At 61.1% G+C, this 13,375-nt stretch carries 11 protein-coding genes; 5 read left to right on the forward strand and 6 right to left on the reverse strand.

Annotated features, from left to right (window positions below):
* Positions 1-5 precede the first annotated feature (5 nt).
* Positions 6-2,273 (forward strand): DNA topoisomerase IV subunit A, encoded by a 2,268-nt coding sequence (gene parC / locus KGB28_RS20615; RefSeq protein WP_150754803.1) that lies wholly within the window; start codon positions 6-8, stop codon positions 2,271-2,273.
* A 175-nt stretch (positions 2,274-2,448) separates the two neighbouring features.
* Positions 2,449-3,162 (forward strand): membrane integrity-associated transporter subunit PqiC, encoded by a 714-nt coding sequence (locus KGB28_RS20620; RefSeq protein ID WP_223447583.1) that lies wholly within the window; start codon positions 2,449-2,451, stop codon positions 3,160-3,162.
* A 250-nt stretch (positions 3,163-3,412) separates the two neighbouring features.
* Here the strand turns inward: KGB28_RS20620 and KGB28_RS20625 are convergent, their stop codons facing one another.
* Positions 3,413-4,924, reverse strand: coding sequence for an AhpA/YtjB family protein (locus KGB28_RS20625; RefSeq protein ID WP_223447584.1), 1,512 nt, complete (start codon positions 4,922-4,924; stop codon positions 3,413-3,415).
* A 135-nt stretch (positions 4,925-5,059) separates the two neighbouring features.
* Between KGB28_RS20625 and serB the strand changes: the two genes are divergently transcribed.
* Positions 5,060-6,274: a phosphoserine phosphatase SerB gene (serB, locus tag KGB28_RS20630; RefSeq protein WP_046039796.1), complete on the forward strand. Its 1,215-nt coding sequence runs from the start codon at positions 5,060-5,062 to the stop codon at positions 6,272-6,274.
* 119 nt (positions 6,275-6,393) lie between these two features.
* Here serB and asd read toward each other — a convergent pair whose 3' ends face one another.
* Genes asd through KGB28_RS20645 form a run of 3 tightly spaced genes read right to left on the reverse strand, consistent with a single transcriptional unit; the run spans position 6,394 to position 9,668 of the window.
* The gene (gene asd, locus KGB28_RS20635; protein ID WP_223447586.1) at positions 6,394-7,254 is read right to left on the reverse strand and encodes an archaetidylserine decarboxylase; all 861 of its coding nucleotides are present in this window, start codon (positions 7,252-7,254) and stop codon (positions 6,394-6,396) included.
* Positions 7,255-7,272: 18 nt separating this feature from the next.
* On the reverse strand, positions 7,273-8,088 hold the full coding sequence (locus tag KGB28_RS20640) for a rhodanese-like domain-containing protein (RefSeq protein WP_223447588.1): 816 nt from the start codon (positions 8,086-8,088) through the stop codon (positions 7,273-7,275).
* Positions 8,089-8,129: 41 nt separating this feature from the next.
* Positions 8,130-9,668 (reverse strand): HDOD domain-containing protein, encoded by a 1,539-nt coding sequence (locus tag KGB28_RS20645; protein ID WP_223447590.1) that lies wholly within the window; start codon positions 9,666-9,668, stop codon positions 8,130-8,132.
* A 167-nt stretch (positions 9,669-9,835) separates the two neighbouring features.
* Between KGB28_RS20645 and motA the strand changes: the two genes are divergently transcribed.
* Positions 9,836-10,687, forward strand: a complete 852-nt coding sequence (gene motA, locus KGB28_RS20650) for a flagellar motor stator protein MotA (RefSeq protein ID WP_150754807.1) — start codon at positions 9,836-9,838, stop codon at positions 10,685-10,687.
* A gap of 164 nt (positions 10,688-10,851) precedes the next feature.
* Positions 10,852-11,871 carry a flagellar motor protein MotB gene (motB, locus tag KGB28_RS20655; RefSeq protein WP_223447592.1) on the forward strand — a complete coding sequence of 340 codons (1,020 nt, stop codon included), beginning with the start codon at positions 10,852-10,854 and terminating at the stop codon, positions 11,869-11,871.
* A gap of 51 nt (positions 11,872-11,922) precedes the next feature.
* On the opposite strand, the gene KGB28_RS20660 is transcribed toward motB, so the two are convergent.
* Both KGB28_RS20660 and KGB28_RS20665 read right to left on the reverse strand, forming a co-directional pair.
* The gene (locus KGB28_RS20660; RefSeq protein WP_223447594.1) at positions 11,923-12,414 is read right to left on the reverse strand and encodes a toll/interleukin-1 receptor domain-containing protein; all 492 of its coding nucleotides are present in this window, start codon (positions 12,412-12,414) and stop codon (positions 11,923-11,925) included.
* Positions 12,414-13,373 carry a caspase domain-containing protein gene (locus tag KGB28_RS20665; protein ID WP_223447595.1) on the reverse strand — a complete coding sequence of 320 codons (960 nt, stop codon included), beginning with the start codon at positions 13,371-13,373 and terminating at the stop codon, positions 12,414-12,416. The genes KGB28_RS20660 and KGB28_RS20665 overlap by 1 nt, the downstream gene beginning before the upstream one ends.
* Between the last annotated feature and the right edge of the window lie 2 nt (positions 13,374-13,375).

Raw genomic sequence — 13,375 nt, forward strand, 5'->3', positions numbered from 1 at the left:
CCCGCATGAGCGACTCCCTTGATCTCAGCCTGGACGGTGTAGAACGCCGCTCGCTAGCTGACTTCACCGAAAATGCCTACCTCAACTACTCCATGTACGTGATCATGGACCGTGCCCTGCCGCATATCGGCGACGGCCTGAAACCGGTACAGCGCCGCATCATTTATGCGATGAGCGAGTTGGGGCTGGACGCCGATTCCAAGCACAAGAAATCGGCGCGTACCGTCGGTGACGTGCTCGGCAAGTTCCACCCTCACGGCGACTCGGCCTGCTACGAAGCCATGGTGCTGATGGCCCAGCCGTTCAGCTATCGCTACACGCTGGTCGACGGCCAGGGCAACTGGGGTGCGCCGGACGATCCCAAGTCCTTCGCCGCCATGCGTTACACCGAAGCGCGGCTGTCGCGTTATTCCGAAGTGCTGCTCAGCGAGCTGGGCCAGGGCACGGCGGACTGGGGCCCGAACTTCGACGGCACGCTGGACGAGCCGCTGGTGTTGCCAGCGCGCTTGCCGAACATTCTGCTCAACGGCACCACCGGTATCGCTGTGGGCATGGCCACCGACGTTCCGCCGCACAACCTGCGGGAAGTCGCCACGGCGTGCGTGCGTTTGCTCGATGAGCCCAAGGCCACGGTCGAACAGCTTTGTGAACACATCCAGGGCCCGGACTACCCGACCGAAGCGGAAATCATCACCCCGCGCGCCGACCTGCTGAAAATCTACGAAACCGGTCGTGGTTCGGTGCGCATGCGCGCCGTGTATCACATCGAAGACGGCGATATCATCGTCACCGCACTGCCGCACCAGGTCTCGGGCGCCAAGGTGCTGGAACAGATCGCCGCGATGATGCAGGCCAAACCGTCCAAGGCGCCGCAAATTGCCGACCTGCGTGACGAATCCGACCACGAAAACCCGTGCCGGATCGTGATCATTCCGGGGGCGCGGAAAAACTTCGACCACGATGCGCTGATGCAGCACCTGTTCGCCAGCACCGAGCTGGAGTCGAGCTACCGGGTCAACATCAACATCATCGGCCTGGACGGCAAGCCGCAGCTGAAAAACCTGCGGGCGCTGCTGGTCGAATGGCTGGAGTTCCGGGTGCAGACCGTGCGTCGTCGCCTGCAATTCCGCCTCGACAAGGTCGAGCGTCGGCTGCACCTGTTGGACGGTTTGTTGATTGCCTACCTCAACCTGGATGAAGTGATCCACATCATCCGTACCGAGGAGCATCCGAAAGCCGCGCTGATCGAGCGTTTCGCCCTGAGCGAAATCCAGGCCGACTACATTCTCGACACCCGTTTGCGTCAGTTGGCGCGACTGGAAGAAATGAAGCTGCGCGCCGAGCAGGATGAACTGCTCAAGGAACAGGCCAAGCTGCAAGCCCTGCTGAGCAGCGAAGCCAAGTTGAAAAAACTGGTGCGCAGCGAACTGATCAAGGACGCTGAAACCTACGGGGATGACCGTCGGTCGCCTATCGTCGAGCGCGCCGAAGCCAAGGCCCTGACCGAGCACGATCTGCTGCCGAACGAGAAAGTGACGGTGGTGCTGTCGGAAAAAGGCTGGATTCGCTCCGCCAAAGGCCACGAAATCGACGCCACCGGGCTTTCCTACAAGGCCGGAGATGGTTTCAAGGCGTTGGCAGCCGGGCGCTCCAACCAGTTTGCCGTGTTTATCGACTCCACCGGCCGCAGTTATTCGGTGGCCGCCCACACCCTGCCGTCGGCCCGTGGCCAGGGCGAGCCACTGACCGGTCGCCTGACGCCGCCGCCAGGGGCGAGTTTCGAATGCGTGCTGATGCCCGAAGACGATGCGTTGTATGTGATCGCCTCGGACGCCGGCTACGGTTTCGTGGTCAAGGGTGAAGACCTGCAGGCCAAGAACAAGGCGGGCAAGGCCCTGCTGAGCCTGCCGAACAACGCCAAGGTCATGCTGCCGCGCCCAGTGGCCGATCGAGAGCAGAACTGGCTGGCGTCGGTGACGACCGAAGGTCGCCTGCTGATCTTCAAAATCAGCGACCTGCCACAATTAGGTAAGGGCAAAGGCAACAAGATCATCGGGATTCCCGGTGAGCGAGTGGCCAGTCGTGAAGAGTATGTGACGGACATCGCCGTATTGCCGGACGGTGCAACGCTGGTGTTGCAGGCCGGGAAACGTACCTTGTCACTGAAAGCGGACGACCTCGAACACTACAAGGGTGAACGTGGCCGTCGTGGCAATAAGTTGCCGCGTGGCTTCCAGAGGGTCGATGCGCTGCTCGTCGAAAACCTCAATTAGGCGACTTAGAAGCGCCGAACTACGATTTAACCCGTAGTTCGGCGCTTTGCGCTGGAGTCGGAACGCATATTCACGGATGATATGGCCTTTCAAGCGCCGGCATTGCCGCGCGTTCTTCATATTTATTGAGTATTTTCACTGTGGTCAGCCTTTTAGCGATCACCTGGATGGGACGATGACTGCTCTGCGCCTTCCTTTTATTCTTTTGCTCGCCGGCGTTCTTGGCCTGGCGGGTTGCAGCGTTCACCAACCGGTGTCGTTGTATCAGCTGGACGCTGGTAGTCCGGTTCAGCCCGCACAGAACGCGGGCATGGCGGTATTGTTGGGGCCAGTCACCGTGGCTGATTACCTGCAACGCGAAACCCTGTTGCAGCGTCAGCCGGATGGCAGCCTGCAAGCCTCGACCGACGGTCGTTGGGCGGGCAGCCTTTCGTCGGATATCGATCAGTTGCTGCTGCGTCAGGTCGCTGGTCGCCTGGACAGCCAGCGCGTAGTGCTGGCCCCGGCAACTGTGGGCTTCACCCCGGACGTTCAGGTACTGCTGACCATCACGCGCCTGGACTCGGGTGAAAAACAACCGGCGATCCTCGACGCGCAATGGCGTCTGATCGACCGTCGCGGGCAGGTCCGCGACAACCGCATCATCCATTTGCAGGAACAGCATGCCGGTACCACGGCGGCTCAGGTCCAGGCGCAGGGCGTATTGCTGCAACGCCTGGCCGAACAACTGTCGGTGGCGCTCAAGCCGCTGGCCAATCAGCCGCCGATCGCCGACGTCCCGCGCAAGCCGGCAGCCAAGGCGGCAGCGCCAGCGGTAGAGCAGGAAAAGCAGCCGAAAATCCCAATGGCTGCGCCTATTCGTACGGATATGGAAGTGTTCCGCTTCTAAGCCTGGATGGATTTGAAACAAAGCCCGCATTGATGCGGGCTTTGTTGTTTCTGCAGGTTGGAGATATCTGGCGTCAGTTCTGGCCTCTTCGCGAGCAAGCCCGCTCCCACAATTATCTCTGTGAACACAGATCTTGTGTACGACCACGTCCCCTGTGGGAGCGAGCTTGCTCGCGATGAGGCCAGAACAGGCAACAAAAAGCCCGCAGACGATCACTCATCTGCGGGCTTCTTCACATCGGGGTCAAGGCTTAAGCGCGACGCTCGTGCATCCGCGCCAATTGCCGTTCCAGCATCGATGGATACGGCTCCATCAATCGTTCCACGCAGCATGCACCTTCAGGGCTGGCAATCGGACGGATCCGCGCGCGCTGGCGGATCAACGCGTCGTCACTGATCTTGCGCTCCACCAGCAGCAGGTTGCGGCTGTGTTGCGACAGGGCCAGGGCGTCCTGGGCGGGGTCGGTCAGCAGCAAGTCGATCTGACTCAGGCCGAACAGTTCGTCGCCCAGGGTCAGGCCCAGCTGCAATTGCAGGGTGATGCCGCTGTCCGCGACTTCGATCTGCAACTGGTGGCCGAGGGCCCGCAGCAGCTCGCCACAGCAAATGGCGTTGGTCAGGTAGTCGTCACCGCAGTCTTCCGTGTGGAACAGCATCAACGTGCTGCCATCGTTCAAGGTCTCCACTTCGCCTTGATACAGCGAAGCGGCCTGATCGAGGCAATCGCGATAGCGTTCGAGCAGTTCTTCAAGACGCGCCCGTGGCAGGCGTCGCAGTTGCTCCTGGGAGCCCAGTTGCACTGCCAGCACCGCGCTGTGTTGCGGCACGCTCGGCGTGGCCTTGCGAACCACCGGTTGTGGGGTGCTGTCCAGCGACTCGTCGCGCAGATCGGCGAACGGGTCTTCGTCATCGTCGTCTTCGACGGTGTTGACGATCTGCCGTGGCGCTGGCTTGAGCGCGGCTACCGGGCGGCTCTCGTCGAAACTCGGGTCGCGCAGGTTACGGACTTCGAAGGCCGGGTCGGCCTCGTCATCCATGTCGTCGAATTCCGGTTCCGGCACAGGGGCGGGCTCTGGGGCGAAGTTGGCGTGGAGCTGACGCGCCAGGTCGCCGATTTCGTCCTGGCGGTCGGTGGCCGGGGTGTATTCATCGATATTGCGCAGCCACACCCGCAATTGCAGCAGCGGCGTTGAGAGATAACGCCCCATGCGCAGGCTCAGGGCCAAAGACAGGGCCAGCAGGATGGCGCTCAGAATGCCCATGCTTTGCAGGCTGATGGTCATCGGCTGCTGGAACTGGTCCATGTCCAGGCTGATACGCAATTGCCCGGCGGTCACGTCCTGGAAGGTGATCTTGCTCTGGTACATGCCCTCGGCTTCGCCCAGCAGGCCATGCTTGGGACGCTGGCCGGATTCGGCAAGGATGCGGTTGTCCGGACTGTAGATGGCGGCGTGGGCCACCAGCTTGTTCTTGGTCAGGTTATTGAGCAGCACGTTGAGGCTGAGGATGTCGTTGGACACCAACAGCTCGGTGGCCGAGGTGGCCGTCTGCGTGGTCAGGCTTTCGCCCAGCGCATCCGCCTGCTCGTGCATGGCCTGCTTGAACTGCAAGCCCATCACACCGGCATAGATGACCAGGGCCAGGGCGACCAGGATCACGTTATGGCTGGCGATGCGCAATGCAATCGGTACACGGCGGTGGCGCAGTGCCCGGAAGATCAGCAGGAAGAAGTTGTCGGTTTTTACTGGCGTGGGCCGGTTCACTTGAGCTCGGCTCTTTTGTCCGTGAAGTTGACGCGCAGTATAGCGACAGGCCCTAGGCCGTCAAAGCGCTCACGGTGCCCGATGGTCACTGAAAGTGGGTAGAATGCGGTTTTTTTCCACCTGCGGGGGTGCGCCTTGCGCGAAATCGTCCTGATAAACATCACGGGAGTCGACCGTCCGGGTCTGACTGCGGCCATTACCGGCGTTCTGGCCCAGGGTGGTGTGAACATTCTCGACATCGGTCAGGCGGTGATCCACGACACCTTGTCGTTCGGCATCCTGGTTGAAATTCCCGACACCGAGCAAGGCAAGTCTGTGCTCAAGGACATCCTGTTCAAGGGTTACGAGCTCGATCAACAGGTGCGTTTCACTCCGGTGTCCGAAGTGGATTACCAGCAGTGGGTCGGTAACCAGGGCAAAAAGCGCCACATCGTGACCCTGTTGACCCGCAAGGTGACAGCCGGGCAGTTGCAGGCCGTGAGCTCGATCACCGCCAAATATGGCCTGAACATCGACCACATCGATCGTCTGTCCGGGCGCATGCCGCTGGACACCCCGGCCGACAAGGGCAAGGGCTGCATCGAGTTTTCCGTGCGCGGCGAAGCGGCTGATCCGCAGGCGCTGCGTGCCGAATTCCTCAGCGTCGCCCAGGAACTGAACGTCGACATCGCCTTCCAGGAAGATTCGCTGTTCCGTCGCAACCGTCGCCTGGCGGTGTTCGACATGGATTCAACGCTGATCGAAGCCGAAGTGATCGACGAACTGGCCAAGGCGGCTGGCGTCGGTGACAAGGTCTCGGAAATCACCGAGCGAGCGATGGCCGGTGAACTGGATTTTCGCGCCAGCTTCAAGGAGCGCCTGGCCTTGCTCAAAGGTCTGGACGTCAATGTGCTGGATTCCATCGGCGCCTCGCTGCGCCTGACCGAAGGCGCCGAAACCCTGTTCGCCGAACTCAAGCGCCTGGGCTACAAGACCGCGATTCTGTCGGGCGGCTTCACCTACTTCGCCAAGCAACTGCAGGCAAAGCTGGGTATCGACTACGTGTTTGCCAACGAACTGGAAGTGGTCGACGGCAAAGTCACCGGCGTGGCGGTCGAGCCGATTGTCGATGCGCAGCGCAAGGCGGATTTGCTGAAGGAACTGGCACACAAGGAAGGCTTGCGCCTGGAGCAGACCATTGCGGTCGGTGACGGTGCCAATGACTTGCCGATGCTGGCGATTGCCGGGTTGGGCGTGGCGTTCCGCGCCAAGCCGCTGGTGAAGCAGTCGGCCAAGCAGGCGATATCGACGCTGGGGCTGGATGGCGTGCTGTATCTGCTGGGCTTCCGCGATCGCGACGGGCAGCTCTAGGCACCACAAATAAATGTGGGAGCGAGCTTGCTCGCGATAGCGGTGTATCAGTCAACGAAGAAGTCGACTGACACTATGCAATCGCGAGCAAGCTCGCTCCCACATTAGATCTCTACAGGTCAGGCTTTTGGCGAGCCCATGCCCTGACCCATCTGCACCGCAGTACCGGCGGTCATTTCTTCAGCCCACTTCACCTGATCCGGCCCGAACAGCACGACAGCGGTCGAACCCAGCTTGAAGCGACCCAGTTCCGCACCTTTTTCCAGATGGATCGGCGCGCGCGCGGCTTCGTCGTAGCGGAAGGTTTTCAGCTCGCGTTTCGGCGGCGTGACCAGACCGGCCCAGACGGTTTCAATCGAGGCAACGATCATCGCGCCCACCAGCACCACGGCCATCGGCCCGCGCTCGGTGTCGAAAATGCACGCCACACGCTCGTTGCGGGCGAACAGTTCCGGAACATTTTCAGCGGTGGTCTGGTTGACCGAGAACAGACGACCCGGGATGTAGACCATCTCGCGCAGGGTGCCGGCCAGTGGCATGTGCACGCGGTGATAGTCCTTCGGCGACAGGTAGATGGTCGCGAAGTCACCACCCATGAACGGCGCAGCGTTTGCCGCATCGCCACCCAACAGTTCCAGCACGCTGAAGCTGTGGCCCTTGGCCTGGAACACGCGGCCGTGCTCGATCGGGCCGAGCTGGCTGATCGCGCCGTCGGCCGGGCTGAGGACCGCGCCCGGGGTTTCGTCCAGCGGACGGGCACCGTCTTTCAGCGCACGGGTGAAGAACGCGTTGAAGTGCTCGTAGGCGGTCAGGTCTTCGACCAGCGCCAGGGACATATCCACCTGATAACGCTTGGCGAACCAGGCGGTAAAGGCATTCTTGAACCAGCGCACGCGGCATTCGGCGATGCAGCCGGCCAGACGCGAGAGCAAGTTGTGGGGCAGCAGGTACTGGCCGAGGAGAAACAGACGCTTGTTCATTAACGGTCCTTAAAAATCTTAAATTTCTACCGGGGTATCGGGGTGGTTGCCCCATTCGCCCCAGGAGCCGGCGTAGCCCTTGACCCGCGGATAACCGAGAGCCTTGGCCACCAGATAGGTGAAGCCAGAACGATGGTGGGTCTGGCAGTGGGTAATCACTTCTTTGTCTTTGCTGATCCCGAGTTGTTCGAGGATCTGCGGCATGTCGGTGCGGATGCGCAGCTGGCGCGCCCGATCCATGCCGGCGGTCCATTCGAAATTGACCGCGCCGGGAATGTGCCCGCCCTTGGCTGCCAGGACTTTCTCGCCGGAGTACTCCAGCGGCCCGCGCGCATCCCAGATTGCCAGGTCGGCGGCGCCGAGACGGCTTTGCAGGTATTCGCGGGTGGCGGTGGGTTCGTCGTGCAAGGTCAGTTGAACCGGGCCGCCCACGGGTGGCGGGATCTGGATCGACATGGGCAAGCCTTCTGCCAGCCAGGCCGTCAGGCCGCCGTCGACATAGTGGTACTTGCTGTGGCCGATGACATCCAGCAGCCAGATGAAGCGCCCGGCCCAACCGCCGCCTTCGTCGTCATACACCACGTAGACCGCGTCGGGGTTGTGTCCCAACTCACCAAACAGCGTTTCGAGTGCTGCCTGCGGGGGCATCAGCCCCGGGGCAGGGGCCTGGCCGAGCTGCGTGCGCTTCGGATCGACAAAGCGCGCGCCGGGAATGTGCCCTTCGGCGTAGCGGGCGGGACTGGTCAAGTCCACCAGAATCAGTTCGCGGGCGTCGAGGCGAGGGAGCAAGTCGCTCGGCTCGATCACCAGCGGCAAGCCAGAGAAGTCAGACATGTGAGGTCTCCAGAGCACAAAAGGGAGGATTGTAACGCAGCTTATTGGCCACGGTGGCTAAAGCTGTGCAGGGCTTTTTCGATGCACTGTGCGGTTTTGCCGAAGGCCTGTACGGAAATTTCCGAAAACGGCCCGCCGCCTTGATCCGCCACGACGATCATGATCACCCGGCCATTGTTGACCAGCGAACGCAGCAGCAAGTGTTCGCCGCTGAACTGTGAGCGCAGGCCGTTGGGCAGCAGGGCCGAGAATTGCGTGTTGTTGGCTGGCGTCAGGCGCACCTGGGCCTGTTGCGCGAGCAGGCGCTGCAACACGTTGCTCTGGCTGACCACGAAGTTTAGCCCGGCCGCTTCCTTCGGCAGGCCGGCCGTCTGGTGCACGCGCAGGTTGGCGTGGGTGCGGTCGGCCATCAGGATCATCACCCGACGCATGCCGCAGGCCACGAGGGCGTCCCGGGCGGCGATGGTCAAGTGCATGGCGTTGGTGAAGCGACTCGGCTCGACCAGCAGTTCGGCGCATTGCTTGCGCCACTTCGCCAAGTCTTCGGCGGTGGGTGCCGCTGCCGGCAGCAAGCCTGCGTGGACACGGTTCATGCCCCACGGCCAGATCAGCGACTCGGCGGGGTGCCAGAGGTCGGGCATGGCGTGTTGGCGTGCGCTGTTGGCGGCTTGCTGGTGCAATTGTTGCTGCAGCTCGTCCATCGGCATTTGCAGGTAAAGGCTGGTCAGGTACTGCCAGCGCTCACTGTGCGGGCTGTCCCAGGCGTGTTGTGCCGACAGCGCCAGACCGTTGGCCAGCAGCACCGTATTGGCCGGTTGATTGAGCCAGCGACGCAGGGTCGGGTCGTCATCGAGGCGGTTCTGCTGGCGCAGTGGGTGCTCGCTGTCACGGGCGATGCGCAGGACTTTCACCAGTTCGCGCTGTTCAGTGAGCATCAGTCGATAGCCCTGCCGTACCCAGATCGGCAAGCGCCAGATCTCCACCAGTGCCTGGCCGATGTCCAGCAGGCGCACACCAAACAGTTGTTGTTCGACTTTGCGTGCCGACTCACCTTTATGGATGACCCGCAGTTCCCAGTCTTCGAGCAGTTCTGGATGGGTCAGCGCCAGCGGCCACAGGGGCGAAAGAAACAGCAGGCTGCCCCAGTGGATGTCCTGCCACAGGCGCGCCAGGCGACTGGCAAAAAAACCGTTGGCCTGTTGCGTGGCGTGCTGGCTGATCATCTGCAACTGACGCAGGGCTTTGGGAATCTCGGACTGGGGTTCGGCGGGCAGGCGCGCGAGCAGTTCTTCGGTGCGCTTCAAACCGAGGCGGTTGATCGCAATCTCAAGATTTTCCGCAGGCTCGGTCATGCTGCCATGGGTATGCCGGTTGGCTTCGCGAATCACGCTCAAGGCCAGGGCCGGACTGCCTTGCATCAAGTCAGCGATGTCGCGCAGCGAGCTGCGATTGTCGCCGATGGCCTTGCAGACCCGGTCGTGGCTCGCTTGCGGAACCGGCAGGCGTACGCCATCGAGAAGCTTGACCCAGCCTTCGAGAGTGGTCGGTTTCGGGGTTGGAACGTTCGTTTCGTTAACCATGGTGGGAGGCGATCATCGTCAACATTACCTGTGCCCGGATGGGGTCAAATCAGTTTTTCGCCTGAACTGGCTATAGTCTGGCGCAGTTTTGCCGATAAGGAGAAGAAGAGATTTTTTAACTTCCGAATATGACCTTGAACCCGACTCAGTAAGTGCTCTCCTAACCTATGGCTAAAATTATCGGCATCATCGTCGTATTCGCGAGCGTGCTCGGCGGATACGTGCTTTCCCATGGCAAGATTGCCGCCCTGATCCAGCCTTTCGAGGTCATGATCATCGGCGGTGCCGCCCTCGGCGCCTTCTTGCAGGCCAACCCCGGCTACATGACGATGCACGTGCTCAAGAAGTCCCTGAGCATGTTCGGATCGCGTTTCAACCACGGCTTCTATCTGGAAGTGCTGGGCCTGATCTACGAGATCCTCAACAAGAGCCGCCGCGAAGGCATGATGGCCATCGAAGGTGACATCGAGGATGCTGCCGCGAGCCCGATCTTCGCCAAGTACCCGACCGTTCTCAAGGACGAACGCATGACCGCGTTCATCTGCGATTACCTGCGCATCATGTCCTCCGGCAACATGGCCCCGCACGAGCTGGAAGGCTTGTTCGACATGGAGCTGTTCAGCCTCAAGGAAGACCTGGAACACCCATCCCACGCCGTGAACGGCATCGCCGACGCCATGCCCGGTTTCGGTATCGTCGCGGCGGTACTGGGGATCGTGGTGACCATGGCTTCGCTGGGTGAGGGCGATCAGAAATCCATCGGCCTGCACGTGGGTGCGGCACTGGTGGGTACCTTCTTCGGTATTCTCGCCGCCTACGGCTTCTTCGGCCCGCTGGCCCATTCCCTGGCCCACGATGCCAAGGAAGAACTGAACGTCTACGAAGCCATCAAGGCCTCGCTGGTGGCTTCGGCTTCCGGCATGCCGCCATCGCTGGCCGTGGAGTTCGGGCGCAAGGTTCTGTACCCGGCACACCGTCCTAGCTTCGCCGAGCTGGAACAAGCGGTTCGCGGTCGTTAGTGCTTTGTTTCGCAAATACGTTCCTTTTTTGGCAAGTGACTGTTGTTGCCAGACAAGGCGCCGCGACGAGTCATAGCCCGCTATGGCGAGGAGCGGCAACGCGGTATGGCGACAACAGGCACTGCCAAAAAGGAACAGTATTTGTGAGACAGAGCACTTAGGTCATGGAAAATAACCAGCCGATAATCATCAAGCGCGTCAAGCGCATCGCCGGCGGGCATCACGGGGGCGCATGGAAAATCGCCTTCGCCGACTTCGCCACGGCGATGATGGCGTTCTTCCTGGTGTTGTGGCTGCTGTCCACCGCCACGCCGGAACAGAAGATCGCCATCGCCGGTTACTTCAAGGACCCGATCGGCTTTTCCGAAAGCGGCACGCCGTACATCATCGATCTGGGCGGCACGCCGACCCTGGCGCCGGAAAACACCCTCAACCCCGAGGTGAAGTCCCAGCCGCAGCCGGACAAGGTCACCATCGATACCGACCAGGTCGAAGGCATGGCCGAACAGGTCGAAAAAGAGCGCCTCGAACTGTTGCTGCAGGAACTGCAGAACAAGGTCGAAGAAAACCAGCAGATGCAGAAGTTCAAGGACCAGATCCTGTTCGAAATCACTCAGGACGGCCTGCGTATCCAGATCATGGACGCGGAAAACCGCCCGATGTTCGACTCAGGCTCGGCCCGTCTGAAACCGTATTTCGAAGACATCCTGCTGGCCATGGCCGACACCATCAAGGCGGTGCCGAACAAGATCAGCATCAGCGGCCACACCGATGCCAAGCCGTACACCGGCATGGGTGATTTCGGCAACTGGGAGCTTTCGGCCAACCGTGCAAACGCCGCACGGCGTGCGCTGGTGGCGGGCAGTTATCCGGATGCACAGGTGGCGCGTGTGGTTGGTTATGCCTCGTCGGCTTTGTTCGATCGCGAGCATCCGTTCAACCCGGTTAACCGCCGTATCGACATCGTGGTGCTGACCAAGAAAGCCCAGCGTGCGATCGAAGGTTCGCAAGGGGCGGAGCCTGCTCCTGATGCGCCGCAAGGTTCGGCTGCTCCGGGAGCCGCACCGGTCGACCCGAACGCGTTGCCGGCGGACAAGGAGCCTCTGCCGGCTCACGAGCTTCGTGAGCGTCTGAACCTGTTCGATGACCCGGCACCGAAACCGGCTGAACCGCCTAAGCAGTGACCGACAAATAAGCCGACAGCGATGTCGGCTTTTTTGTCGGCGCTTTCTGTATTAAAAGCCGCGGATGATTCGCGACTTGAGGTCGGCGTGAAAGCGATCCGCATTGGATTTGTTGACGCTGCGCACCGACTCGCTGCCGGTCACCGACTCCAGTGACATCGAGCGCTTGAGTGTCGCTTCGTTTCGATAGGCATCGATAAAGAAGTCGATGTCCCTGTCGTTGGTGAGTTTCGGCCACTTGTCGAGGAACAGCGGCAGCTCCGTCGGGCCGGTCTTGAACGAGCAGATACGTCGGTTGGTGATGGTCGCCTCGCCGATTTCGAACGGCACCCACCAGGACAGCGCGGTTTTCTCCGACACCACCGCCAGCAGGTGCGTGCATTCGCTGATGTTGCGGGTGATCACCCCGGTGATGTCATCGGTGGTCTGGGATTCGATATCCAGTACGTCGAGGTAGGTCTTGATATTGGCCTGGATCAGGCGCCCGTTGATTTTGACCGCGTGGGCGCGATCCATGTGGCGGTAGCTGATAAACACTGGCATCAGAAATGTCCCTTGATCGCGAGTTCGCGGTAATAGGCGCCGAGGGCGGTGAGGCGGCAGCCGGTGGAGTGGATGGCGGCGTAGTACATGTGTTCGGCGTCCACCGGTTCGACCAGGCTGTGGCGGTTGCACTTTTGCAGTTGGGCGAAGACTTCGCCGTGTTCAGGGTTGAACTCGGGTTCGGTGGGCTCAAAGCTGGGGGCGAGGGGGTATACCGACTCCGCTTCGGCAAACCATTCGGGGAGTTTGCGCAGGATTTCCTTGGGGATCAGCGGCGACACTTCGCGCAGGGAAATGAACTGCGAGACGTTGGTCTTGAACACCGGACGCTGTTCCCAGGCATCAAGGGCGTTGTCGACAAACGAATAGAGGCTGCCGGGGGTGATCTTGCCCAGGATGTTCGCTGCCCCACCGTGCAAGGCCTGGAGCAGCAATCCGGTGAACACGCCGTGCTGCACGCCCTCCATCGCCGGCTCTTCCTTTTTGCAGGCGGTCAGGATGGTCATGCCTTCGCCGACCACGCTGCCTTCACTGCGCAAGGCGCGCAGTTCGCCGGCGGAGCCGCTCTGGCAACAATCGAGAATGATCACTTTGTTTTTGATCTTGGTTGCCTTGCTCGCCCAATTGAGAATGTCGCTGAGGCGAATCCCGTCCTTGGCGCTCTTGTAATCCTGCGGGATCAACATGCCTTCGTCGGTGTCGGTGTCGAAACTGCCGTGGCCGGCGAAATACAGCAGCGCGACATTGCAGTCCCCGGAAAACAGCTCGCGGATCTGGTCTTCGAGTTTTTCCCGGCTCAGGTAGTCCTCGGCAGAGGTCAGTACGATGTTCTTGAAGTTCGGATCGCCATTGGCGTCGGTCTTCAAAACGGACGCCATGGCCATGGCGTCATTGCTGCAACCGCTCAGGCGCGATACATGGGTGTAGTCGTTGATGCCGATAAACAGTCCCTTGCGCATGG

Source organism: Pseudomonas sp. BF-R-19 (assembly GCF_019956445.1).
Classification (GTDB): domain Bacteria; phylum Pseudomonadota; class Gammaproteobacteria; order Pseudomonadales; family Pseudomonadaceae; genus Aquipseudomonas; species Aquipseudomonas fluorescens_BH.